Genomic DNA, 25781 nt, shown 5'->3' on the forward strand with positions numbered 1-25781 from the left:
AATATCTCCATAAAAAAATTCAGTTGTTTCTGGGGTGCCTGCATAAGGTGCACGAGCAAGCACTGCCCAGCCAGTACTACCCGGAGTGCGAAAACTGCAGAAGAGTGCACAGCAGATTCCACGATACATCTCCAGTAGATCCTGCGACACATCTTTCAGCTGCATCTTTCAGCGAGACTCACCCCAGCTTCATCCAATCCCCCCGAGCCCATAAAAATGTGCCTCGTAAAGCAATCACCCCGCAGAGTGCACCTATATGAAAATGTTAACTCCAGGGAATACAATAAACCGGCTTGTCAGATACATATTTTTCTCTCTGTGCAGATATTTGCACAATAATGACGACATAGAAATATAAAGATTTGATAAACCTCTGGCGATTGACAAGGAGAGATGAAATCCAGCTGAAAATACCCCTGAATTGGCTTGAAGCCCCATCTTTGAGCACCGTAGTATAGAGGGCGTGAGGTCACTTCCGGACCTTGCACGGGGCCGCTTCCGGGCCCCAGACGTAGAGTTACCGCACATTACAGTACCGATAAACCGGATAGAGATCCAAAGGGGGATCCAGTATCCGCAACGATGAACCACGCACGGCACTCCATGCACTTGGCATAGGTACCACAACCGTCGCTCTCGTCTGTGCGGTTGCACCCGCAGCACAGGCACAGCAGATGGCACACCTGCAGAAGGCAATGACTGCTGACCAGCAGCTCAAACTAATTCTGTGCCGCCTAGAGCATGTTCCTGCCTGTTTGAAGTATGCGAAGCCTGGATCCTCCAACCGCGGTAATAGCGGCATCGAGAGCGCACTGGGCAACCTGGCCACCGTCCAGGGCGCTGACGCAGGCCGTCAGATTACAAGCGCCAAGGCCACTGTCCGCAAGTCTGATGGACATGCCCACGCACCCCCCCTTGGTGTTATTGCCTGCGTTATCAGTATTGCAAAGTTTGTCATTCAGCTGGGTATCGCCATGTACAAGCTTATTAGGGCACTCGTTAACGCCTTCAAGCAGTGGAAGACCTTCAAGAACATCGTGAAAGCTGTCATTTCTGGTGAGGCTCGCAAGAAGCTGGGTACCGAAACTGAAACCATACTCAAGGCCATTTTGGGCATTGAAGACGTCCTCAAAAAGTGTGTATAGTCTACACACCGTACGGCCATGCACTTGTTGAGAGAGCTAATCTGGTGTTTCTTTAGCTTTCGAGACCCCGTTAAAGGGGTACGCTGCACGTGGATTCTGCGTGGGCTCGCTGCGCGTCCGGGGTAGCCGGAGAGTATGTCCTCGAGTGTCTTCGGCACCTACCCAACCCACCCACATGACCTCATGATACGGGGTGGGTTCCTTTAACCGCTCTTTCAGGCGAACGCTTCTCGATCTTTCCCCCTGACGTCCCCCCATCTCCTTGTATATAGAGTCTCCTTATATATAGACAAAAATCGACCCCGCACCGACTAACGGTACGGGGTCGATTTCTATGCTCTAACGTACTACACGTATGGATTACTCACCGCGGGAGATGTTGATCATCTCGTCACGGTCCACGACCTTCACACGGGCGCGAGGCTCACCGGCTGCATCCTTAGATGCTGCGCCCAGTGCCTTCTCGTGATCATCCAGGCGGTGCCAGCCTTCCCAAGTGGTGTACTTGATGCCCTTAGAATCCAGGTATGCGCTGAATGCCTCTGCCTCCGGCTCGGGTGCGGTGTAGAGGTTCTCGCGATCCTCGAGCAGGTGGGTGATGGTCTCGAGTGCGTCAGACTTGGTGGAGCCAATTAGGCCGACGGGGCCGCGCTTAATCCAACCGGATGCGTACAGGCCGGGAACGACCTCGCCGTTCTCGTCCACGACGCGACCCTCAACGTTAGTGGTGACGCCGCGCTTGTCGTCGTAACCGATTTCGGGCAGTTCGGAACCGAAGTAACCGATTGCACGGTAGACAGCCTGTACGGGGTAGTCCACGTACTCGCCGGTGCCGACAATGCCGCCGTTGCCGTCGAGCTTGTTGCGCTCCATGCGCAGGCCCACGACCTTGCCGTCTTCGCCGAGGATCTCGTGCGGGGACTGCAGGAAGTGTAGGTGCAGGCGGCGGGATGCGGTCTGCTCGTTGGTCTTCTGGTCTTCCAGCCAGCCACGCAGGGTCTTCATCATAACCTTGGTCTGTGCGTTCTTCTCCATGGCCTCCTCGGAAGCCTCGTCAAACTGGAAGTCCTCTTCGTACAGGACGATATCCACGTCGCGGGAGTGTGCGAGTTCGCGCAGCTCAAGCGGGGTGAACTTCATCTGTGCGGGGCCGCGGCGACCGAAGACGTGCACGTCAGTTACGGGGGAAGCCTTCAGGCCCTCGTAGACGTTGTCGGGGATTTCGGTGACGAGCAGGTCGTCAGCGTGCTTGGAGAGGATGCGGGAGACGTCCAGGGCGACGTTACCGTTACCGAGCACTGCAACCTGCTCAGCTTCGAGCGGCCAGGTGCGGGGGTAGTCGGGGTGGCCGTCGTACCAGGAGACAAAGTCTGCTGCGCCGTAGGAGCCGTCCAGGTCGATGCCTTTAATATTCAGGGGTGCATCGAAAATCGCGCCGGTTGCGAAAATGATGGCGTCGTAGTGTTCACGCAGGTCGGCGAGGGTCAGGTCCTTGCCGTATTCGACATTGCCGAAGAAACGGATGTCGCCGCGGTCCAGGACCTTATGCAGCGCGGTAATGATCCCCTTGATGCGGGGGTGATCCGGTGCCACACCGTAACGAATCAGGCCGAAGGGGGCGGGGTAGCGGTCGAAGATGTCGATGGCGACCTCGACGGCGCCGGTGCGGACCTCTTCAGACTTGGTGAGGATGTCGGCGGTGTAAATACCGGCAGGACCTGCACCAATAACGGCGACGCGCAGGGGGCGTGCTGCTTCAGACACGAAAATCTTCCTTTCGAAGTTCACCATCCGACGCCCGGTGCGGCGCAAACAGACGGTGAGCTTAGTGTTCACTTCTTGCCTATTTTACCGGGGATTGACCGGTGTTCGGGGGCTTATAATGCTTTCGCATGCGACCCGAGACAAAGACTAAGGTTCGACCACTAGGAGGCGGGCACCGCCTCAAAGGCCACAACCAGTTCGTCGCGCTCACCGAAGCGGACCAGGTGGCGGTCCAGCACATCCGCCAGGCCAGTGGCCAACTCGTCGCTTTCGGCGCGTACCTCCATGATGAGGGCGCCTTCGGTTTCACGCAGATCGCCGTAGCCGCGGAAGATGCCGTCACGGTTGAAGGTGAGGCGCAGGCCGTCCGGCAGTTCTGTGGTGCCGAGCTTGCGGCCCATATGGGAGCCGAGCTGCTTGATGTAGCGGGCGGGGCGGTCGGTTGCTACGACAGCGCGCTGGCGTACCGGCAGGGATTCCGCAACGGGGTAGTTCTCAGCGGTGTTTTCTTGGGGAGTTTCAGTCACGGTGGGCTCCTTCTCATCTATGCCGAATTCTCATCTATTCCGGAAAAGGCTCACCACACGGAACCTGGCATCCGGCGACGCATTGTTTCACCTCGAATATAGCAGGAACTTAGGGTTCGCTAACCTAATATGTCATCGTTGTTCGCGTAGGGGCGATAAACAACCACCGTTCTTTACACGCCTACCTCTTGAGCTTAATCTCAGCAGCAGCACCCAAATGTGCCGAAGTCACCGCATCATTCAAACGCTTAAAATCCGACCGGTCAGTGTACGTAATCGTCAAAACAGCCTTCTGCCCATCGCACAGAAGCGTCTGGGAGAATTCAACATTCTTCGCAGTCGAACGAATAGCATTAAGCTCTTCAGTCCGCGCAAGAGCTTGCTGCACATCCTCCGGTGAAGAAGCTGTTGCGCAAGCTGGTGTAGTGGTCGAATACTCATTCAGCCATGGTTCAAAAGCTCCGCCCCAGTACAGACCCAGAAGAGCACCAACAAACACCACGCAAGATACTAGAGCGCCCACCACTTTTCGCGGCAGATGCCGCAATCCATTTTTTCGAGGAGTATCGCCTCCTGAATTTTCTGGCACACGATCATACTCATCACGAGCTAGAGGGCTCCTTGTCGTCATGATTCATTCTCCTTCCGATGAGAATTTACGTTTACATCCGCTAGTCCCGAATCGGGAATTCGGGTAGGGGTTTCAAGACGGCATAGCCTATCGCAGGCGGCCATCATATCCGCGTCATGAGTCGCCACGATAACTGTGGCTCCACGCCGAGCAGCAGAGCTCAACAGCTCAACAACCAATGCCCGGTTCTCAGCATCGAGACTTGCCGTCGGCTCATCCGCAAAAATGTAGCGACCACCCTTGTGGATTGCCCGAGCAATGCCCACTCTCTGCTTCTCACCACCACTCAGCAGGGCAGCCGAAGTACGCTCCTTCTCTTCAAGACCAATGACGCTCAGAAGCTCGCGGCTCTCATCCGTAATACGAGCACGGCCAAAGGTCTTACGGTCAAGCAGAATATTCTCGATAACGCTCCATTCCTCAATAATTCCGTAATCCTGAAATACGAAGGAAGCTTCATCAGCCCAGAATGCAAGACGTTCCTTCTCACGAGCACGTTCCATATGGCGGCCCCCGATAACCACCTCGCCCTCGTGAGGTGGCATCAGCAGACCCAGAACATTCAAAAGCGTCGTCTTACCGCATCCGCTCGGACCCACGATTCCGGTTACTTCCCCCGCATATGCCTCAAAGTGGGGACTCTGGAGAATGGGCTGCCCCTGCGCATACACCACAATATTGCGGGAGGCGATAGTTACCTCAGGATGTTCTGCATTACTAGAGGGATAAACAGTCTTTGTCATCGTTCACTCCTATACGTGACGACGGTGAACCGTCGCGGTGAAGATACGGTTAAAACTCAGTCTCAGCACCAACGCCAGAATAGTGCCGTACAACAGCGGCGCCGCCAACGCTGAAAAGGCGTACTCTGCTCCCTGCACCAGAAGAAGTACCAACGCCACAGCAGAGCAAAGGCCCACAATGCAGGCTTCCTTCAGAAGGTACCCACTAAAAATTGTTCTGAGAGGCAGACCAGCAGTACGTAAAACAAAATCATTACGAGCACGAGCCGCAAGAGTAATGTACGTATTAATTGCTGTTCCGATAATGAGCGCCGCACAGAGAATTGCTAGGCCCACAAGATGCGCAACATACCGGTTACGTTCCAGCTGCGCGATGTAAAGGTGTTCCTCTCCCGCGCGGTCCACAGAAAGTAGGGTCTGCCCAATTTCCTCAGCGTTGTAGGCAGCCCGTACAGACGCAGGCTGAGAGACCATGATATTACCAGTAGTCAAGGCCGCAGAAATAAAGGAAGGTTGTAGATTCTGCGTCGCCGATTCGGTTACCACAAGAACAGGCTTTTTATAGTTCAGAAGCCGTGAATCCTGAGAGCTCAAAGCAGGCACCGTTACCCCCGACGAGTTGGTTTTGTCCTCCACAGTGAGCAGAGTAAATCCGCGATCCTCCCGGTCTTTCTGGTGGAAAGAATACTCTGCACGCAAAGACTGAGATCCAGGGAAGTTGCTATCCTCAACGTTCTTGAACGACAAGCCAAGACGTTGCTGAAGAAGGTCCACATAGGCGCGGTTCACCATAAGAGCACCATCGTATCCGCTACCCTCCAAACCCTTAACGTTTTCCAACGCATAGGACAGAAGAACACCGTTCCGTGATTCAAGAGAACCTAAAGCACGCACTGTAGCCTGGTCGTAGGAGGCGAGCGCCTGTTCATCCCGTATCGTCGCTTCGGGCACGTTCACTCGTAAGGTGTACTGGTCAGAAAGAAGAGACCAGCCCGCCGCCGAATCGCTCCTACCCAAACTCACTTGAGCACTTGAGACCAGACCCGGAATAGTGCACGCCACTAAAACCACCACAGCATACTTAGCGATTGCACTCGGAACTGTAAAACGTCGATACGCCGGTTCCCTGCGTCCCACAGCATTAATGCTCGGCCAAGTTATGAGGTTGATCAGCAGTAGAGCAACCAGCATGAGAACGGTAAACACGGCAAAAATTAGCGCCGTAACCCCCATCAGTTGAGGAAGATGCGCCACACCGTACACGAACCCCTCTACGCATCCCATGCACAATGCTGTTACTGCTGCAGGAGGTAGCGCCAGGAGCAGGAGGTCTTGTGCATCCCTTAGCTGCAGGCGCTGCGGGGAGTATCCGTTCAGAAGCAGAATATTCTGAGTTCGCGAACGGACCGATAACCACCCCATGATTGCGGTACAGAAGAGCACAGCCAGACAGATAAGGCTCGTCAGAGAGCCCGAAGAAGTAACTGCCCCGTAGACAACACGCACCGGGTTAACGGAGGTAACTTTAATATCTATGCCTTGTTCACGGGCAAGGTTTTCAAAAGCACGCACAAATTCTTGGCTACCCGCTAGCGCGTATTGGCCGTCAAGCGAGGAATCCTCGAATGCTCGTGACGGATATTTTTTCCCGTGCTTATCCGGGTCGAACCAATCGATAGTTTCACCGTCAGAGCTCAGTGAATTCGCCCCAAATACGTAGATGGATTTTCCGTGCCAGAAATCTTCGGGGTCGGCGACCACCTTGAGTAGCTGGGCACCATCGGCAGCGTAACGGTCCACCAGAGCGTCAAAGTTCTGAATCAGCTCAGACTTAGACTGTTGCGAAGCACGAAGAGAAAGCTGTGCTTGCGTATTGGTACCCAGAGGAGTCTGCGTCTCCAGGACGGAGATGAGGGCGCTACCCAGCAGAAAGGTCAGAACCGTGCACAGTACTGCGCACACTCTCAGAGCATTTTTCATCGTTGAACTCCGGTAACTGACGTAATTTTGTACAGTGGGCGGACGCTTTCACAGCGCCCGCCCACGTATCCGTTCAAATATCTACAGGTTTAGCAGACACGGTAGTAATAGGAAGGGTGGTAGTGCCAGAACAAGTTTCCCCAGACCCATTTCGATGCCCGAGCAGTTTCGCCAGCACGAGTATCTACGGAACGGACAGTCCCGAACGCAGTAGAAACAGTAGAACCATGACAACGATCATTATGGTGATAATCAGAGAAGGCGCGGTTACCGCCCCATTCAACCCCATAATTCCAATCGCCACCCTCATGCGGCTTCTAAGTACCGGCCAGGGCTGCTGTCCTGACACCAGTTGCAAGTGCTCCCGACATGGCGAGCACAGCGAGTGATTTCATGACTTTTATAGTCTTACCTTTCGGTAGAACTTTCCCCTTTGCAGGAGATATATTTTGCTCTTCCACCCTGTGTGTGGTAACGATATTAGCGCTATAGTGAAGAAAATAATATAGTTTTTCAGAATATTTAGATTTAAAACATATATTTTTTTACTATTCAGCGGATTTTAGAATTTTTACCTGCCTTATCAGGCTTCCTGAACGAAAGCTGGGAATTTCCTGGATTAACGCTTAGAGAAACTTTAACCGTAGAATATTCCGGTAACAACAGTGTCACCTCCCCAACACACCGGGAAGTGGCACTTTTTTATGCGGGATCGGAACCCCGAACCCCGCCCCTACGAGAGTATCTACGGATTTTCACGAATGTCCTCTGAGAACACCGCGGCTCCCCAGAACCCCAAGGCAGATGCCAAGGGCGCACTGGACCGTTACTTCAAAATCAGCGAACGTGGCTCCACCATCGCAGCGGAATTCCGAGGCGGCCTCGCCACCTTCTTCGCGATGAGCTACATTGTCGTGCTGAACCCCCTCATCATCGGCCTGGGTAAGGATGCATCCGGCAACGCCCTCGGCGTACCGCAGGTCGCAGCAATGACCGCACTGGTCGCAGGCGTCATGACCATCCTCATGGGCGTCATCGCCAAGCAGCCCTTCGCCATGGCGGCAGGTCTCGGCGTGAACGCGCTGCTGGCAACCACCATCGCCTCCACCCCGAACCTGACCTGGCCCGCAATCATGGGCCTGGTCGTATGGGCTGGTGTGCTGATGACCATCCTCGTGCTGACCGGCTTCCGCACCGCAGTGTTCAACGCGGTCCCCGAATCGCTCAAGGTCGCAATCGTCGTTGGTATCGGCTTCTTCATTGCCTTCATCGGCCTCGTCAACGCAGGTATCATCCGCCGCATGCCCGACGCAGCCGGCACCACCGTGCCCGTCTCCTTCGGCGTAAGCGGCCACCTGCTCGGTTGGCCCACCCTCGTCTTCCTCTTCGGCCTGTTCCTCACCATTGCGCTGTTCATCCGCAACGTGAAGGGTGCAATCCTCTACGGCGTGCTCGCCTCCACCGCCCTCTCCATCATCCTGGAGAAGGTCGTGCCCTCCGGCAGCTCGCTTCAGTCCCCCACCGGCTGGTCCCTGAACGTCCCCGTCTGGGACTCCAACACCAGCAAGCTGCCCGACTTCTCCCTGTTCGGCTCCGCTGACCTGTTTGGCGCCTTCGGCACCCTCGGCGGCATGGCTGCAGTTCTGCTGATTTTCACCATCCTCATCTCCGCATTCTTCGATGCAATGGGCACCTCCGTCGGTCTGGCAACCGAAGCAGGCACCATCAAGGATGGCCAGATTGAGAACGTTGACAAAGTCCTGCTCGTGGACGCCCTCGGCTCCGTAGTCGGCGGTGGCACTTCCTCCTCCTCCAGCCAGATTTTCGTGGAATCTGCAACCGGTATCGGCGCGGGCGCACGCACCGGCTTCGCAAACGTCGTCACCGGCGCACTCTTCCTCGTCGCAATCTTCCTGTCCCCGCTGGTCACCATCGTCCCCTTCGAGGCGGTTGCACCCGCAATGGTGTTCGTTGGCTTCCTGATGATCCGCCAGGCAGTGAACATTGACTGGAACGACTGGGGGCTGGGTATCCCCGCATTCATGACCATCATCTTCATGCCCCTCTCCTACTCCATCGCGGACGGTATCGGCGCAGGATTCATCTCCTACGTCTTCATCCGCCTGGTGCAGGGTCGCGGCAAGGACGTGCACTGGCTCATGTACGTGGTTTCTGCAGTGTTCCTCATCTTCTTCGCTAACGGCCTGATTACCGGCTGGATGCACTAAATACATCGGGTGCCTTACTCTTCACGCATGGAGGCGCAGGCACCATCGGGGCGGGGTATCAGCACCTTTGAGGTGCCGATACCCCGCCCTGCGCTATTCTTCCCCCGCTGCCGACCTAACTACAGGAGCGGGGAAACACCACATCACCGACTGAGCTGCCGCACACAACGCGTTTCAACGGCACAAGCTAGGAGGCGGCGCCTACAATGGTTGAACCATTGTGACGCCCAACCCCAGGATTTACCCGTGAGCTTTACCCGCGAAACTGGCGGCGCAACAGTACACACCGAACAACATCAACGGATCCTTATATGTCTGAACCTCAGAAGACGGCAGCGCCCACCAGCGCACTCGACCGCTACTTCAAGATTTCTGAACGCGGCTCCTCCATCGCCGCAGAATTCCGCGGTGGCCTCGCCGCATTCTTCGCCATGAGCTACATCGTGGTGCTGAACCCCCTCATCATCGGTACCGGCGCTGACGCATCCGAACGCATCCTCGGTATCGCACCCGTCGCAGCTGTGACCGCACTGGTTGCCGGTGTGATGACCATCCTCATGGGTGTTATCGCCAAGCAGCCCTTCGCGATGGCGGCTGGCCTGGGCGTGAACGCGCTGCTCGCCTCCACCATTGCCACCACCCCGAACTTGACCTGGGCAGACATCATGGGCCTGGTCGTTCTTGCCGGTCTAATCATGACCGTTCTGGTGCTCACCGGCTTCCGTACCGCGGTGTTTGAGGCGGTCCCCGAGTCGCTCAAGACCGCGATTGTGGTCGGTATCGGCTTCTTCATTTCCTTTATCGGCCTGGTCGACTCCGGCATTATCCGCCGCATGCCCGACGCTGCAGGCTCCACCGTTCCGGTGACCCTCGGCGCGGACGGTCACCTGCTCGGCTGGCCCACCCTCGTCTTCCTCTTCGGCCTGTTCCTCACCATCGCCCTGTTTATCCGCAACGTGAAGGGTGCAATCCTGTGGGGCGTGCTCGCCTCCACCGCCCTCTCCATCATCCTGGAGAAGGTCGTGCCCTCCGGTTCCGTGACGAAGGCGGCAACCGGCTGGTCCCTAAACGTGCCTTCCCTGGAGGATCTGAAGTTCACCACTCCGGACTTCTCCCTCATCGGTTCCGCTGACCTGTTCGGTGCGTTCACCCATATTGGCCCGCTGGCTGCTTCCCTGCTGGTGTTCACCATTCTGCTGTCGGTGTTCTTCGACGCGATGGGCGTTTCGGTCGGTCTTGCCGCCGAGGCTGGCACCATGAAGGACGGCAAGGTTGAGGACATTGACAAGGTCCTGCTTGTGGACGCTTTCGGCTCCGTTGTTGGTGGTGGCGCATCCGGTTCAGCGAACCAGATTTTCGTAGAGTCCGCTACCGGTATTGGTGCGGGTGCACGCACCGGTTTTGCGAATATTGTGACCGGTGTGCTGTTCCTACTGGCGATTTTTATCTCGCCGCTGGTCACCATCGTCCCCTTCGAGGCGGTTGCTCCAGCGCTGGTCGTGGTCGGCTTCCTGATGATCCGCCAGGCCGTGAACATTGACTGGACCGACTGGGGTCTGGGTATTCCGGCATTCTTGACCATTATTTTCATGCCGCTGTCGTACTCGATTGCGAACGGTATTGGTGCCGGCTTCGTGGCGTACACCTTCATTCGTCTGGTGCAGGGCCGCGGCAAGGACGTGCACTGGCTGATGTACCTGGTCTCCGCGGTGTTCGTGATTTACTTCGGTATGGGCATCATTAACGGCTGGACTAGCTAAGTCCGACAGTCTACATATTTGCTGAGGGCAGGTTCCTGAGGCGGCTGAGAATGTAAGTTTTCAGGCTGCCGAAGGGCCTGCCTTTGGCGTATCTGGTTCACTCTTACATGTTCCTTATCGCTCCTGGGCGCGAGAAAATCATGGCAGAATCATTCCGTTTTCGGTATGATTCTGCCATTTCTTCTACGCCCGCCTTCTACACGTACAAGAGGCAGGGAAAGCTACGAGACCTAGCGGACGTCACCATCCACATAGAACCAGGCGCCGCCCACCTTCTCAAAACGCGACAGCTCATGCATGCTGCCCTTCACCCGCTCCTCCGCAGGTGTGCCCGGCCCCGAACGGTAATACGCAACGAACTCCACCGTACCTGATGCATCAAACGGGCCACCCGAAGCACCCAGAATATCCAGGCGATACCAGCGGATATCATCCTCCAAATCCAAGGTGGCCGGGCGAGTACTCGGATGCCAGCTCGCTAGCAGATACGCCGCATTCCCGGTCGCAAACGCGGTAAAACGCGAGCGCATCAGCTGCTCCGGCGTGGGAGCAGTCAACGTGCCGGAGGCGACAAACTCGCCCAGGACCCTGCCGCAGCAGGCGCCGTACACCTCGCCGCTCGAACAGGGGCAGCGGTCATCATGGTTAAGTTCAACCTGGTTCAGTTCAATCATGCCAATCAGTATAAAGAAAGCACCGCGTCAAGAAGGTGCCCTGTATCAAGAAAACGGCGGCGGCACAGCACGAAGAAACGCCCGCTCCGCCTGGGATACACATCCCCAGCAGAACGGGCATTCTTGTTTTCAATCGTTAAGTTTGAGCGAACCTACACGGTGCGCATCAGCGACAACGCTTATTCAGCGATTGCGCGAGCCGGGGTGTCAGCCGCCGAAGGCTTACCCACATATGCGCCGCGGTACTTAGCAGCCGGGTGGCTGTCAGCAACCTTGGTGTGGCCCTTACCGAAGATGTTCTCACGCAGGGTGTTGCCCTCGTACTCGGTACGGTAGCGGCCGCGCTTCTGCAGCTCGGGAACAACGTACTCGATGAAGTCCTCGAAGGAGCCCGGGGAGACGTGGTATGCCAGGTTGATGCCGTCCAGTCCGCCCTCGTCGATCCAGCGCTCCAGCTCGTCAGCAACCTGAACCGGGTCACCAACAATGACCTCGCCCATGCCACCGATGGTGGTGTGCTCAGCGATGTCCTTACGGGTCCACTTCTTATCCTTCGCCTGCAGGGTTAAGGGGGTCAGGAAGGACTGAATCGACTCGGTCTGCACGTAGTTCAGGATCTCGTCCTCGTCGAACTGGGACAGGTCAACACCGGACCAGCCGCCGATAATGGCCTGTGCAGATTCGAGGTTCACGTACTTCTTGTACTCCTCGTACTTTGCCTTTGCCTTCTCTTCGGTCTCATCCACGATGACCGAGAGCATTGCGAGAATCTTCACGTCGTCGCGGCTACGGCCCTGTTCCTCGGCAGCGGCACGAATACGGTCGGTCACAACGCGGGTCAGGTCCGGGCGCAGGGCGCTAATGAACACAGCCTCAGCGTGCTTACCGGAGAACTTCTGGCCGCGGCTGGATGCGCCAGCCTGGAAGATCACGGGGGTGCGCTGCGGGCTCGGCTCGGTCAGGGAGATGCCGGGCACGGAGAAGTACTTGCCCTTGTGGCCAATCGGGTGGACCTTGGAGGGGTCAGCGTAGATGCCGCGCTCGCGGTCCTTGACGACTGCGCCGTCTTCCCAGGAGCCTTCCCACAGCTTGTAGCAGACGTCCAGGAACTCGTCAGCAATTTCGTAGCGCTCGTCGTGCGGGATCTGGGTGGGCAGACCCTGGTTCTCAGCAGCCGAAGGCAGGTAAGAAGTCACCACGTTGAAGCCGACGCGACCCTCAGTGAGGTGGTCGAGGGAGGCGTAGCGGCGAGCCAGGGTGTAGGGCTGCTCGAAAGTAGCGGCAGCAGTCACGCCGAAGCCGAGGTGCTCGGTCACTGCAGCCATTGCAGAAATCTGGGTTGCGGGGTCATTCACGGGAACCTGAGCGGCACCCTCAATGGCGGGAGCGGCAGAGTTCTTGTACACGTCGTAGATGCCGACAACGTCAGCGATGAACACGGCGTCAAACAGGCCGCGCTCAAGGGTCTTAGCCAGGTCAGTCCAGTACTTGATGGTGTTGTACTCGGTTGCGCGGGAGCGCGGGTGACGCCAGAGATCGAAGCTCTGGTGACCAATGCAGGTCATCTCGAATGCGTTAACTACGATGCGCTTCTTCTGCTCAGCCATCGATTTTCCTTTCGCGAATGATCGGGGACGATCGGGTTTGTACCCTGCACCCCGCGCGCCGCCTCCTGATGCCTTCTGCGTTCGGTGGTGGCCTTCGTGCAGGTGGCGCGTTCGCGCCGTACTTGCCTCTTTTCGTTGAGGCCAGATCATCATCTGGGGCACCCCGCTACGGGAGAGGGTTGCCGCCCGGCTAGCCAGAGCTTAGCGCCGGGACTCATAATCTCGTGGTTTGAGTGTACGGGGCGCGCAGGAGGGAGAGCACGTTTGTGACGAAAAAATATTTTTGTGACGCGCAACCGAAATATTTCGCGACAAATGCGAAATATACAGTCATAGAAATTCATACGCGCCCACTGGATTGATTGAGGCACGCCATAGCCCATAGGGTTGGAGGAGCAAACCATCCAGAGCGACTGAGAGACCTGGCTCCACGACGTCGCAGCAACCGGCACAGATTTTTTCGCCCCCGGTGCTAACGCCAGGACCGATGGAAGTGACATGACACTCAACAGTGCAGTACTTGACGTACCCACCAGTGAAAACACCGGCCACCACGCCGTATCCACCGCCGCCGTCCCCCTGAGCTTTGAAAACGTCGGACAATCTTTCCCCGTGCCCGGCGGAACCCACGAAGTTCTTCGCGGAGTCTCCTTCACGGTAGCCCCCGGCGAGATTATCTCCGTCATCGGCTCCTCCGGATGCGGCAAATCCACCCTCTTGCGTGCAGCAGCAGGTCTGAACCGCATCACCGCAGGTACCGTGCGTATCGGCGAGAAGGCAGTGACCGGCCTCGACCCCCGCGTCGCTATCGGCTTTCAGGAACCGCGCCTACTCCCCTGGCGCACCGTAGCCGACAACGTGGCGCTCGGACTGCCGCAGGGCACCAAAAAATCTGAAGGCACAGCATCGGTAGCATGTCTGCTCGACCTGGTCGGCCTGGGCGAATACGCGACCCACCGTCCCAAGGAAATTTCAGGCGGTATGGCTCAGCGTGTGTCCCTGGCGCGAGCGCTCGCACGTAACCCCGGCGTGCTGCTGCTCGACGAGCCCTTCGGTGCTCTGGACGCGCTAACCCGCATCAACATGCAGGATTTGCTGTTGAACGTGCACCGTCAAGACCCGACCACGATTCTGCTGGTCACCCACGATGTGGAAGAGGCGCTGTACCTCTCTGACCGGGTCATCATCCTCGGTAAGGACACCCCGGAGGCACCCGCCACCATCCAGCGCATTGTGACCGTTGAACGCTCTCACCCGCGTGACCGCGCCGATGCAGAGATCACAGCACTGCGTAGCGAACTGCTGGCTGAGCTCGGCGTGGAAGATAACGCCTAAAAGCCGCCACGAAATACATTTCCCGCACATCACACCATCATCTTCAGAAGCGAAAAGATTTCATCATGACTTACTCCCCGTCTCGCCGTACCGCCCTCAAGTCCCTTGCCGCAGCCACCGCTTTTGCTACTCTGCTCAGCGCCTGCGCCGGTGAAGGTTCCGGTTCCGCTAACGCCTCCGGTGTTGCCGGTGGTGGCAGCCAGAACACCGTGACCATTGACTACGCCACCTACAACCCGCTGTCCCTGATTATCCGCAAGAAAGGTTGGCTTGAGACCGCCCTCGCTGCCGAGGGCAAGAAGGTCGAGTGGGTCAAGTCGGCTGGTTCGAACAAGGCGAATGAGGCTCTGCGTAGCGGCAATATTGATGTCGGCTCGACCGCTGGTTCGGCGGCGCTGCTGGCACGCGCTAATGGCTCCCCCATTAAGGTCATTAGCCTCTACTCGCAGCCGGAGTGGTCGGCACTGGTAACCCGCAAGGATTCGGGCATCACCAAGGTTGCGGATCTGAAGGGTAAGACCGTTGCTGTGACCAAGGGTACCGACCCGTACTTCCTACTGCTGCAGGCGCTCAAGCAGGAGGGTATTTCTGCTTCGGATTTGACCATTCAGAACCTGCAGCACGCCGACGGCCGTACCGCCCTGGATAACGGTCAGGTCAACGCGTGGAGCGGCCTGGACCCGATCATGGCTGCCGCCGAGGTGGAAAGCGGCGACGTGCTCTTCTACCGCAACCTAAACTTCAACACCTACGGCTTCCTGAACGCGGCCGAGAAGTTCATTCAGTCCAACCCGACCGCCGCACAGACTATCGTGGACGTGTACGAGTACGCTCGCGCCTGGGCTAAGAAGAACCCCGAAGAGGCAGTGAAGATTGTCGAGGAGGAGTCCGGCATTAAGCACGAGACCGCCCAGGTCGTCATGGAGCGTACCCACCTGGATATTGACCCGGTTCCGGGCGCTAAGCAGGTTGAGGTTCTGAAGGGTGTCGGCCCGATTTTGGTCGAGTCCGGCGACGTTCCTTCCCAATCCGACGTGGACAAGGCGCTGAACAGCATTGTGGACGACCAGTTCGCAAAGAAGGCTGACAACGCAGCCGTCGAGAAGATCGCGAAGGTGGTTGAGAAGTAATGACCGCCGCAACGATTACCGCCGCCTCCAGCGCTCGCGCTGAGCGTGCCGAGAAGCGCGTCTCATCCGTGAAGCTACCGTCGAACCCGTTCGCCGGTAAGCAGTACCTGGGTCTGATTCTTCCCCTGGCACTGATTGCCCTCTGGTACATCCTGAGCACGAACGGCGTGTTCACCCAGGTCCAATTGCCGTCCCCCGACCGTGTGGTCAGCGCCGGTATTGAGCTAGCGCAGCGCGGCGAGTTGGGTCGCCACGTGGCGATTTCTACTCAGCGTGTACTGATTGGTTTCGGTATTGGTGCCGTGCTTGGCCTGGTGCTGGGTGCGCTGATTGGCTTGTCTGCGCCGGTGCGTCTGATTGCCGCGCCGACTATCGGTGCGTTGCGTGCCGTGCCGTCCCTGGCGTGGGTTCCATTGCTTCTGCTGTGGATCGGTATCGGCGAGAATTCCAAGGTGACCCTGGTTGCTATTGGTGCGTTCTTCCCGGTGTACACCACAGTTTCTGCGGCCCTGGCGCACGTTGACCCGAAGCTTGTGGAGGCGGCACGCGCCTTCGGACTGAAGGGTCTGCTCCTGTTCACCACGGTTCAGCTTCCCGCGGTTCTGCCGTCGGTGGTTTCGGGTCTGCGTCTAGCGCTAGCTCAGGCGTGGCTGTTCCTAGTCGCCGCTGAGTTGCTGGGTGCATCCATGGGTCTGGGTTATCTGCTGACCGACTCACAGAATAATGGCCGTACCGACCGCCTGCTGCTGGCTATTGTGGCGCTGGCAGTGCTCGGTAAGATTACCGACGCGCTGGTGGGCGTATTCGAGCGCTGGGTGAAGGCGAAGTACCCCAGCAACTAGAACCACAGCTAGACACAATACTCAGCACGCTCTGAGTTTTAGGAGAGATGTCCGCTGCGTGGTTGCTCCCCCGAAGATGAGCTAATCATCGCTACGTGCCGGAGAAAGAAGTCGGCGGGGAAACCTGTCGTCTACTGAATGATGATGAATCCCGCACCGCGCCCCACAGCAGTGAGCGCGGTGCGGGGTCTTTAAATATGTCGTTATATTACGAACTGGTGCTCACCATACCGAATATGACGGTCCCCTTTGCGTCCGCCCCCTCGGGCGCGCTTTACTAAGAAGGCAAACCATCCAGAGCGACCGAGAGACCTGGCTCAACGACGTCGCAGCAACCCCCTCGTCAACGCACACACAGACCCCACGGTCGCACAGACAACGGCACGGCGAGCAAGGGTGCTAATGCCAGCAACCGATGGGAGAATAATGGGACTGCCCACCCCCTACTCGTTCACCGACCCGCTGAACCCCACCCCGAATCCCGCCCTCGAATCTGACGAGGCACGCGTCGCGTTCTGGGAGAAGCAGGCACAGCGCCTCACCTGGGCTGAGCCCTGGCACACCGCGCACCGCTTCGAGAAGCCGAAGTCCCTCGGCTTCGATAAGGACGGCATCGAACAGTTCAGCATCCCCGAAATTAAGTGGTTCGAGGGCGGTAAGCTCAACGTCGCCTACAACTGCGTAGACCGCCACGTGGAGGCGGGCCGCGGCGACAAGGTAGCCCTCTACTTTGAAGGTGAACCCGGCGACCGTGAGGCCATCACCTACGCCGAGCTACAGCGTCGTATTGCGAAGGCAGCGAATGGTCTGCTGTCTTTGGGCGTGCGTAAGGGTGACCGCGTGGTCATCTACCTGCCCGTCATTCCCGAAACCATTATTTTCACGCTCGCCTGCGCACGTATTGGCGCGATTCACTCCCTCGTTTTTGGTGGTTTTTCCGCCGAGGCGCTGAAGTTCCGTGTGGAAGACACCGGCGCGAAGGTTCTCATCACCACCGACGGCCAGAACCGTCGCGGCAAGGTCGTTCCCGTGAAGGTGAACGCTGATGAGGCATGCTCGGGTGAGAACAACATTGAGCACGTTATCGTGGTGGACCGCACCAGCGCCTCCGACCCGGTTGCACACGCGGCTGTGCCGTGGACTGAGGGCCGCGACGTCTGGTACCACGACCTGGTGGACGATCAGCCAGACACTCACGCCTACGAACTGCATGATGCTGAGGATCCGCTGTTCATTATTTACACCTCCGGCACAACCGGTAAGCCCAAGGGCCTGGTGCACACGATGGGCGGCTATCTGGTGCAGACCGCATACACTCACGCGCTGCTGTACGATTTGCTGCCGGATTACGTGGAAGAGAACGGCGTATTGCGCCCCGACGAGCTGTCCGCGGTCAATGACGCACAGAAGGTTGAGTCCACCGTTCACTGGTGCACCGCCGACCTCGCATGGGTGACCGCCCACACCTACGAAATTTACGGTCCGCTGGTGAACGGTGTCTCCGAGGTAATTTACGAGGGTACCCCGAACACCCCGCACTTCGGCCGCCACTTTGAGGTCATTGAACGCTACGGCGTGACCAACTACTACACCGCCCCGACCCTGATTCGTTCGCTCATGGGCGCGTTCCCGAATGGCCCGGAGCCCGGCAAGTACGACTTCTCGACCGTGCGTCTGCTCGGTTCGGTGGGCGAATCCATCAACCCGGAGGCGTGGCGTTGGTTGCGTCAGCACGTGGGCGGCGGCACCGCGGCGTTCATTGACACCTGGTGGCAGTCAGAGACCGGTTCGACCGTGTGCTCACCGCGTCCGCACGACCCGGCATTCGCGCCCGAGGGCACCTACCCGGAGGGCACCCCGCACTGCACTCCCCTGCCCGGTTGCGCTACCCGCGCTGTTCCCGGCGTATCCACCCGCTTGGTGGATGAGCACGGCGACCCGGTCGAACCGGGCAAGCAGGGCTTTATTGTGGTCGATAAGATTGGCCCGTCCATGGCTCGTACCGTGTGGCAAAACCCGCAGCGTTACCTGGAATCCTACTGGCGTCACTACGGCGAGCGCGGCTGGTTCCTAGCTGGCGACGGCGCGAAGGAAGACGAAGAGGGTAACGTGTACATCCTCGGCCGTATTGATGACGTGATCAACATTTCAGGTCACCGTCTGTCCACGATTGAGATTGAGTCGGCTCTGGTGACTCACCCGGCTGTGGTTGAGGCTGGTGTCTGCCCCGTGGAAGATGAACTGACCGGTCACCAGGCGGTCGCCTACGTAACGCTCACCGATGAGGGTAAGGCCCTGACTGAGGATGAGCTGAAGGGTGCGCTGACTGATCATGTGCGTGAGCACATTGGCCCGATTGCTAAGCCGAAGGATGTTGTGGCGGTTGCTGATATCCCGAAGACTCGTTCGGGTAAGATTACTCGCCGTCTACTCGGTGAGCTATACCAGGGTCGTTCTTTGGGCGATGTTTCTTCGCTGCAGAATGAGGAGGCGCTGGGCCACATTGCGCAGGTTTTGGTGGATACTGGCCGCGTAAGCGAGGCTGTCTAAGCTCCCCTGCTGAGCTGAAAAGTTGCATAGAGTAAAGGCGCGGATACCGAATAATGATTCGGTATCCGCGCCTTGCTATTTTACTGAGCTGACGAGGCTCTTTATCAGCAGTGTGCAGACCGGTTAGATTCCGATCAGTCAGCCTACTTAATCAGGCCCAGCGAACGAGCGTGTTCAGCGGTAATGCCGCTCGGTTCAATGTGCTCGGGGCCCTTGCCCTTCTCCGGGTTTTCGGTCGCCTGGAAGCGGAGCACCTTCATATCGTTTGCCGCGCCCAGGTTGGTAATCATGCCGTCACCGTTGAGGTCCACGGACACCGGCTCGGTGTCGATCTTACCGTTGCCGTTAAAGTCAATCGGCTGGTTGGCGGGCTTACCCTTGTACAGGAATCCAGCCGCGCGGGGACCAAAGCCGCGTGCCTCGTACAGCTTCGCCTCGTTGAGCATGCGATACTCTGCGGTGGAGTAGCCGAAGTAGCGGCTACCGTCAGCCATGGGCACGCCGGTGAGGGTGTACTGGTAGTTCATGACGCTATAGTAGTTGGGCTTGTAGTTGATTTCGTCCCAGCCGCCGTGGCTCAGGGCGAGGTTGTGGCCGAGCTCGTGCACAAACACTGCCACGCGGATGTCGCTGCTTGCCTTGCCCCAGAAGTGCGGGCCGACGGTGACCATGAGGTTGCGACCACCGAAGTTAGCGATCCCGGAGGAGGTGCCGTTATCGTAGTAGTCACCCCAGATGACGTAGTGGAAGGTGCCTTCGCGGGCGGGGTTGAACTTACCTTCGGTTGCCTTGATGCGGTGGAGAGCCTTGAACTCGCTGTCGAGTTCCTGGTAGCTGATTTCGTTGCCGCCGCCGAGGTTGTATTTGGCGCTGCGGGCACTACCGGCGTCCAGGTGAATGTTCACGCCGGTGGTGCCATTGGGGTTGCGCACGGGCAGGTCGGCATAAATCTTGGTGATGCGGTCCAGTTCGTCTTCGCTGGGTAGCAGGCCAGCCATGTAGTCCATCTCAACGAAGATGTCCTTGTGGTTGGGGTCTGCGCCCATTGCGGGGAAGTCGACGTCGATTTTGCCGTCTCCGTCGGCGTCGTAGCCCTTCATTTCCCAGGTGTTGGGGATGCCGTCGCCGTCAATATCGGGGCTGTAGGCGTTTGCTGCGGGGGCTGCAATAGTACCCAAGCAGAGCACTGAGAGGGAGGCGAGCGTGATGCGTGCGCTCTTCATAAATGCCATATTGTGTTCCTTAAGTGTGTGTGGTGACCGGTAGTGTTTCTATGGAGTTTTCCGGGAGGACGTCCTCCACAGTTTCCATAATGCTCCCGTTTCACTCGCTATGTGAGCTGGGTGCCACAATGTTCATACATTGAGGTAAAAGTTGAGATAATTTTGAAGATGAGCTGAATTACATTAGAGTATCAGTAATTCAAATCACATGCATCACCGCATTCTTCATAACAAGAGAGATCCATGACTTCTTCGCCGAACATCACTAATGGCCTGAACCGCCGCGCCCTCATCAAGGGTGCCGTGTGGGGCACCCCCGTCATCGCAACCGCAGCGGCGGTACCCGCCTACGCGGCGTCCACCGATGCGCAGGAAACCCCGACTCTAAAGTTCGGTGTCTTCACCCAGGCGTTCAACTCGAACCCCACCAACGACTTTGACACCCGCTACGGTCTGGACTCCTACACCGTGCAGGTACCCAACATCACCGCAACCTCCACCACCCCGCAGAGTGCCGGCGGCGGCGCCTTCACCCCCGGCGGTAGCGTCGGCGCAGGCCTGTACGGTGGTGCGGGCCTATGGATTTCCGCACCCATCAACTCCAAGGGCGAGTTCCAGGGTAGCACCTGGCTGTACGGCTCCGCGCACCTGCAGGTGACCTTCGAGTTCACTTTCCCCACCGCCGAGGATGTCACCGACCCGCTGCTGTGGGACATCGATAACGACGTTGAGATCCCCGCACTCGCCAAGAGCGAGGGCGGCGCGAAGACCAACAACCCCGCCGTGGCGGCGTTCAACGGCGTCGCATACACGGCAAAGTTCTACGAGCCGATCATCGAGAACAACGTCTGGACCGGTGTACTAGACATCCGCACCTCCGACTTCTTGGAAGCCACCGCGAAGGACGGCGTGAGCTACGCACAGGTGCTGGCTTCGCTGGTTCCGGTGTACTTCACCGAGGTAACCTCCAGCTACACCCTGACCACCACCGCTCAGATTACCAGCGGTAGTGTCGCAATGCAGCTGACCGAGGGTGGCGAGTACACCTTCAAGAACCTGGCTGGTTTGAGAGCTTCGGCAACCATCACCCGCTAAAGGGACAAACATAAACGAGGGGCCCGGCATCCATAACGGATGCCGGGCCCCTGTGCTATTGACCTGCGCTATTGAGGAAGCTTGGCCTATCGGTTACCGCTGGTAGCCGCTAGAGGCTAGTCCTTCGCGGGAACCAAACCCTCAGCACGAGCGTACTCAGCGGTTATTTCGTTGTCTTCAATCTCGCCAGAGAGCTCTGCCTCGGGAGAGTACGCACCCCGCTGAACTTCCTTGCCCTGAGCCTGCAGCTTGAAGGTCTTCATATCGTTCGGCGCAGTCAGCACGGTCTTCTTACCGTCACCGTTAATGTCCGCCTCAACCGGCTCGTCGTCAATCTTACCGTTACCGTTGAAGTCTATAGCTTCCCACGCGGGCTTGCCGTTGTAGTAGAAACCATAGGCGTTACGACCGAAGCCGGTCTTCTCGTCTAGCTTAGTTTCGTCCAGATCCTTGTAGGCGCGGGTCGAGTAGCCGAAGTACTTCGTGCCGTCTGCACGCTCCAGACCACGCAGCTGGTAGCGGTAGTTCATAATGCTCATATAATTCGGCTTGTAGTTCACGTCATCGGTGCCACCGTGGCCCAGACCGAGGTTGTGGCCGAGCTCATGCACGAAGGTTGCCACGCGAACATCGGAGGTTGCGGACTTACCCCAGAATCGCGGGCCAACGGTCACGATGAAGCCGCGACCGCCCATATAACCCTGACCGGAGGAGCCCTTATCGCCGTAGGAGTCGCCCCAAATCATGTAGTGGAAGACGCTGCGACGGTTCGGATCCATATTTTCGATGTAGAGATCACCCCAGCGCTGCATCTTATCGTCCAGCTGCTCGTGCGCCACTTCATTGCCGCCACCTAGGTTGTACTTGGCGCTACGGGCACTACCGGCGTCCAGGTGAATGTTAATGCCGGTGGTGCCATTGGGGTTGCGGATCGGTAGCTTCGCGTAGATTTCGGTAATGCGGTCGAGCTCATCCTCGCTGGCGAGCAGGTCGGGCATGTAGTCCATCTCCACGAAGAGGTCCTTCTTCAGCGGGCTAGCGCCCATACCGGGGTAGTCCACGTCTACCTTACCGTCGCCATCGGCGTCATAGCCCTTCATCTCCCAGGTGTTGGGGATGCCGTCGCCGTCAATATCAGGGTTGTATGCATTAGCGGCAGGTGCGGTTACAGTACCGAGCACCAGCAGAGCCGCCGAGGCAAGCGCGGTACGTGCCGCTCGAGTAGAAAAGGAGAAAGGCATCTGTATCTCTTCTTGTGTTTGTTCGCATGGATGTGCGCGAAGACCCTCGTGATGATGCGAGTAGCCGTGGGTGGCGTTGAGTGAACCGTTGGATCATCAGGCGCAGCCGATGCGTGAGAGTGAATTATGTATGCACTGTAGTACGGCACCCCAAACAAGTATGGTGGCGCGGGATGCCGCTTAAAAGAACAGCGGGTCACTGTTTTTCGTGAGGTTTTGACACCTCAGAGCAACAATGACCTCGCTTCATCATACACAGCGCTTATATGCCTTGTCCCGGTGTACGCACCGTATTTGCGTTGACATGGCGAACATTACGTAAAAGCGCTCTGATAAGCCTCTATATAGTGTTTTCTACCTCAGACTCTGCCTCAGCGTTCTGCGCGGCAGCCTTCGCCCCGGAGGTCTTTGCGGAGGCGTAGAACAGGCACACAACCGCACCCACAACCGAAGCGACCAGGGGCAACATCATGGAATCCGCCATTGCCGCCGCGTAGGGTTCACGCAGGATCTGCGGAAGCACGCCGCCTCCAGCACCGCCGTGAGAGCTACCGCCCGCTGCGACAGCCGGACCCAACGCGGAAAGATGCGAGGTAATTGCAGAAGCCATAATCGTAGTGATTGCAGCCGAACCGAGTACCGACGCCATCTGGCGGGTCTCGTTGTACACACCCGAACCGGCACCGGCACGCTCAGGCGGCAGGTTACGAGTCGCAGACACCGACAACGGACCCCAGATGCAGGCGTTTGCCGCACCCAGAATAATCATCGGGCCAACCATCAGCCACAGGTTGCCGTCAACAACCATCGTCGGGCGTAGCAAAGCAAAACCGATAACCAACAGCGTAAAGCCAATCACCGCAATCCACTTCGGGTCATAGCGGTTCAGGCGCGCACCCACCGCCGGTGCCAACGCACCCGAGGACAGAGCTAGCGGTGCAGTCATCAGTGCCGCCTCAGTCGGGTTCAGGCCCTCCACCTGCTGCAGGTACAGGGTCAGCGGGAACGCCATGCTGATAGCAACCACGCCCATCACAGCGATACCCACGTTCGACACGGAGAAGTTACGGTCACTGAATAGGCTCAGCGGAACCAGCGGCTCACGCGAGTTAATAGCCTGCCAACCAATGAACAGCGCCAGCACCATAATGCCGGCAATAATCAGGCCCCACACGCTCACCGCAATGCCGGTGCCCATGAACGAATCAGTGATGATACCCCAATCGTAGGTGGTGCCTTCCTGAATACCGAAAACCAGCAGGAACAGACCAATCGCCGAAAGCACCACACCTAACCAGTCGAAGCTGTGCTTCTTCTGCTCGAACACCGGCACATTACGCCACGCCAGGAACATACCCAGAATGCCGACCGGAATATTTATGAAGAAGATCCAGCCCCAGCTGAGGGTATCCACCAGCACTCCGCCCAGAATTGGGCCGACCAGCGCGGCAATACCCGCGGTCGCACCCCAAATACTCATGGCAACACCACGCGCATTCGGCGGGAACATCAGCGTAATCAGAGACATGGTCTGCGGGGTCATCAACGATGCGCCCAGGCCCTGCACCACGCGGGCAGCGATGAGCGATTCAACATCCGCCGCCAGACCACACCACAGGGAAGCGAGCGTAAAAATACCCATACCGATCATGTACAGGTTCTTCTGACCGAAGCGGTCACCCATACGGCCGGTGATGAGCAACGGCACAGCATACGCCAGCAGGTAGGCGCTCGTCACCCACATGCCCTCCGACAGGGACGCCTCCAAATCCTGCAGCATATGCGGCAGGGCGATGGTGACAATATTGCCATCCACAAGAATCATAAAGAAGCCAACGACGAGGGACCAGAGAGCAGGCCAGGGCTTGTAGGGTGTCTTTGCCGGGTTACCGACAAGAGGCGCTTTTTTAGGGCGTGAACTCAATGATCCTCCAGGGATGGGTTGTATACGGATAGGTATCTGTGTGGTCAGGGTTGCCGCTTAGTGAATGTCCCTAATGTTACTCCTTTTCAGAGCGCGGCTTCGGTTGCTCTACCCTTATTCAACTCTTCACGGCGCATATGCAGGGCAACCAGGCAACAGGCACCCCGCACCCTCTAAACTAAAGCTATAGAAACTGTTAGAGCGCCATCATCGGCGCTCACTCCATCAGACCACCCTCAATGAGATGTCCCCGGGAGGGCCCATGGGTTTCTTTGATTTCTTCACCGACCGCACCCCGGCAGAACCCGCCGAAATCCGCCTCGTCGCTTTCGTGAGCGGCAAGGTGCAGGGTGTGGGTTTCCGTTGGTGGTGCGCCGGAACCGCAAAGCCTATGGGCCTAACCGGCTACGCCGAAAACCTGGACGACGGGCGCGTAAAAGTTGTTGCGGAAGGTACCGCCGCCTCCTGCACTCGCCTGGTGGATGTGCTGCACGGTGACGACACCGCCGGACGCGTGGATGAGGTACTTGTCGAGTGGGAGGAGCCGAGCGGCTCATTCCGCGGCTTCGGCATCAGGTAGTTTTTACGGGTTCCCACTCAACCTCGTGCACGTTACATCCAGAGCGCAGTTTAGTTAGCCCAGAGCGCCACAAATTGTGCGCGGTTCATATCAGCTCGGCGTACCCGATGCTGCACCGGGTGACCGTTCTCGTCGGGGCGACCGGAGTTCGGGTCAATATCGTCATAGATGCCGGTGAAACCCACCTTAACCGCCACTCGTTCAGAGGCCTCGTTACCCGCCAGGGCGGTCCAGCGGACGGTATCAAGACCCAACCCGAGCGGGTCGAAAGCGTAGCCGAGGACGGCTCGCAGAGCCTCGGTCATATAACCCTTTCCGCGCGCCTTCGGGGCGGCGTAATAACCCAGTTCGGCGCGAGTTCCGGGGCCTTCGGGGGTTCCGTCAACCAGACGCAATTCAATGGTCCCGGCAAACACGCCGGAGGCGTCAATCGCCCAACGCTGAATCTGTCCGACGGCAATCTGGCGGGCAGTGGTGAGCAGGTAGTCCTCGGCGTCGGCGTGCGTGTAGTTCAAGGGAATGCGGGTGTAGCGGAGGATTTCTTCATCGCGGCAGGATTCCACGATGTCGGGGATATCCGCCTCGCGCAGGTGGCGCAGGGTGAGGCGTTCGGTAATGAGTTCGGGTTGGCCAGGCTCTACATATTCGCTGTCTTCTAAGAAGTCACTGTGTTCAGGGGTCATGATTCGAGCTTAACCCCTGGGGTTTGTAAGTGGGATTTGCGCCTGGCAATTTGCACGGGTAGAAACTTTTCGAATACCCCGGAATATTCAGTGATGCATATCATAGTTAAACCTTCGGG

The 25781-nt window shown here is 57.8% G+C and carries 20 protein-coding genes, 1 pseudogene and 2 riboswitches; of the genes and pseudogenes, 9 read left to right on the top strand and 12 right to left on the bottom strand.

Annotated elements, in window-relative coordinates; all coding sequences use genetic code 11:
• The first annotated feature begins 674 nt into the window (after positions 1-674).
• On the top strand, positions 675-1145 hold the full coding sequence (locus QFX07_RS07940) for a hypothetical protein (protein ID WP_279754993.1): 471 nt from the start codon (positions 675-677) through the stop codon (positions 1143-1145).
• Between the two features lie 360 nt (positions 1146-1505).
• Here the strand turns inward: QFX07_RS07940 and QFX07_RS07945 are convergent, their stop codons facing one another.
• The 6 genes and pseudogenes from QFX07_RS07945 to QFX07_RS07970 all read right to left on the bottom strand — a co-directional run.
• A complete protein-coding gene (locus tag QFX07_RS07945; RefSeq protein ID WP_279755021.1) occupies positions 1506-2936 on the bottom strand; it encodes an FAD-dependent oxidoreductase in 1431 nt (476 codons plus the stop codon).
• 134 nt (positions 2937-3070) lie between these two features.
• A complete protein-coding gene (locus tag QFX07_RS07950) occupies positions 3071-3436 on the bottom strand; it encodes a DUF2218 domain-containing protein (protein ID WP_279754992.1) in 366 nt (121 codons plus the stop codon).
• A 181-nt stretch (positions 3437-3617) separates the two neighbouring features.
• On the bottom strand, positions 3618-4067 hold the full coding sequence (locus QFX07_RS07955) for a hypothetical protein (RefSeq protein ID WP_279754991.1): 450 nt from the start codon (positions 4065-4067) through the stop codon (positions 3618-3620).
• Positions 4064-4810 carry an ABC transporter ATP-binding protein gene (locus tag QFX07_RS07960; RefSeq protein ID WP_279754990.1) on the bottom strand — a complete coding sequence of 249 codons (747 nt, stop codon included), beginning with the start codon at positions 4808-4810 and terminating at the stop codon, positions 4064-4066. Before QFX07_RS07960 ends, QFX07_RS07955 begins: the two co-directional genes overlap by 4 nt.
• Positions 4811-4819: 9 nt before the next feature.
• The gene (locus QFX07_RS07965; RefSeq protein ID WP_459741163.1) at positions 4820-6772 is read right to left on the bottom strand and encodes a hypothetical protein; all 1953 of its coding nucleotides are present in this window, start codon (positions 6770-6772) and stop codon (positions 4820-4822) included.
• A 107-nt stretch (positions 6773-6879) separates the two neighbouring features.
• A pseudogene (locus tag QFX07_RS07970) lies at positions 6880-7083 on the bottom strand (lactococcin 972 family bacteriocin); the annotation flags it as partial.
• Between the two features lie 468 nt (positions 7084-7551).
• Between QFX07_RS07970 and QFX07_RS07975 the strand changes: the two are divergent.
• Positions 7552-9018: an NCS2 family permease gene (locus tag QFX07_RS07975; RefSeq protein WP_279741475.1), complete on the top strand. Its 1467-nt coding sequence runs from the start codon at positions 7552-7554 to the stop codon at positions 9016-9018.
• A 311-nt stretch (positions 9019-9329) separates the two neighbouring features.
• Positions 9330-10778: an NCS2 family permease gene (locus QFX07_RS07980; RefSeq protein ID WP_279754988.1), complete on the top strand. Its 1449-nt coding sequence runs from the start codon at positions 9330-9332 to the stop codon at positions 10776-10778.
• Between the two features lie 230 nt (positions 10779-11008).
• Here the strand turns inward: QFX07_RS07980 and QFX07_RS07985 are convergent, their stop codons facing one another.
• Together QFX07_RS07985 and QFX07_RS07990 are read right to left on the bottom strand one after the other, a co-directional pair.
• Positions 11009-11452: a YchJ family protein gene (locus QFX07_RS07985; RefSeq protein ID WP_279754987.1), complete on the bottom strand. Its 444-nt coding sequence runs from the start codon at positions 11450-11452 to the stop codon at positions 11009-11011.
• A gap of 179 nt (positions 11453-11631) precedes the next feature.
• The gene (locus QFX07_RS07990; RefSeq protein WP_279754986.1) at positions 11632-13059 is read right to left on the bottom strand and encodes an LLM class flavin-dependent oxidoreductase; all 1428 of its coding nucleotides are present in this window, start codon (positions 13057-13059) and stop codon (positions 11632-11634) included.
• A gap of 113 nt (positions 13060-13172) precedes the next feature.
• Positions 13173-13281: riboswitch (SAM riboswitch) on the bottom strand.
• Between the two features lie 175 nt (positions 13282-13456).
• Positions 13457-13553: riboswitch (SAM riboswitch) on the top strand.
• 4 nt (positions 13554-13557) lie between these two features.
• On the opposite strand from QFX07_RS07990, the gene QFX07_RS07995 reads away from it, so the two are divergent.
• From QFX07_RS07995 to QFX07_RS08010, 4 genes are all read left to right on the top strand, one after another.
• Positions 13558-14394, top strand: a complete 837-nt coding sequence (locus tag QFX07_RS07995) for an ABC transporter ATP-binding protein (RefSeq protein WP_279741479.1) — start codon at positions 13558-13560, stop codon at positions 14392-14394.
• Between the two features lie 65 nt (positions 14395-14459).
• The gene (locus QFX07_RS08000; protein WP_279741480.1) at positions 14460-15524 is read left to right on the top strand and encodes an aliphatic sulfonate ABC transporter substrate-binding protein; all 1065 of its coding nucleotides are present in this window, start codon (positions 14460-14462) and stop codon (positions 15522-15524) included.
• A complete protein-coding gene (locus QFX07_RS08005) occupies positions 15524-16366 on the top strand; it encodes an ABC transporter permease (RefSeq protein WP_279754985.1) in 843 nt (280 codons plus the stop codon). The genes QFX07_RS08000 and QFX07_RS08005 overlap by 1 nt, the downstream gene beginning before the upstream one ends.
• A 426-nt stretch (positions 16367-16792) precedes the next feature.
• On the top strand, positions 16793-18916 hold the full coding sequence (locus QFX07_RS08010) for an AMP-binding protein (protein WP_279754984.1): 2124 nt from the start codon (positions 16793-16795) through the stop codon (positions 18914-18916).
• Between the two features lie 143 nt (positions 18917-19059).
• On the opposite strand, the gene QFX07_RS08015 is transcribed toward QFX07_RS08010, so the two are convergent.
• Positions 19060-20148, bottom strand: coding sequence for a C4-dicarboxylate ABC transporter substrate-binding protein (locus QFX07_RS08015; RefSeq protein WP_279754983.1), 1089 nt, complete (start codon positions 20146-20148; stop codon positions 19060-19062).
• A gap of 234 nt (positions 20149-20382) precedes the next feature.
• Between QFX07_RS08015 and QFX07_RS08020 the strand changes: the two genes are divergently transcribed.
• The gene (locus QFX07_RS08020; protein WP_279754982.1) at positions 20383-21234 is read left to right on the top strand and encodes a transcriptional initiation protein Tat; all 852 of its coding nucleotides are present in this window, start codon (positions 20383-20385) and stop codon (positions 21232-21234) included.
• A 116-nt stretch (positions 21235-21350) separates the two neighbouring features.
• On the opposite strand, the gene QFX07_RS08025 is transcribed toward QFX07_RS08020, so the two are convergent.
• Positions 21351-22475 (bottom strand): zinc-dependent metalloprotease family protein, encoded by a 1125-nt coding sequence (locus QFX07_RS08025; RefSeq protein WP_279754981.1) that lies wholly within the window; start codon positions 22473-22475, stop codon positions 21351-21353.
• A 340-nt stretch (positions 22476-22815) separates the two neighbouring features.
• Positions 22816-24399, bottom strand: a complete 1584-nt coding sequence (locus QFX07_RS08030) for a DHA2 family efflux MFS transporter permease subunit (protein WP_279754980.1) — start codon at positions 24397-24399, stop codon at positions 22816-22818.
• Positions 24400-24661: 262 nt separating this feature from the next.
• Here QFX07_RS08030 and QFX07_RS08035 point away from each other — a divergent pair, with 262 nt between their 5' ends.
• Positions 24662-24979, top strand: a complete 318-nt coding sequence (locus QFX07_RS08035; protein WP_279754979.1) for an acylphosphatase — start codon at positions 24662-24664, stop codon at positions 24977-24979.
• 50 nt (positions 24980-25029) lie between these two features.
• Here QFX07_RS08035 and QFX07_RS08040 read toward each other — a convergent pair whose 3' ends face one another.
• Positions 25030-25662, bottom strand: a complete 633-nt coding sequence (locus QFX07_RS08040; RefSeq protein WP_279741494.1) for a GNAT family N-acetyltransferase — start codon at positions 25660-25662, stop codon at positions 25030-25032.
• Positions 25663-25781: the final 119 nt, after the last annotated feature.

Origin of the sequence: Rothia similimucilaginosa, assembly GCF_029850985.2 — a bacterium.
In the GTDB taxonomy this organism is placed as follows: domain Bacteria; phylum Actinomycetota; class Actinomycetes; order Actinomycetales; family Micrococcaceae; genus Rothia.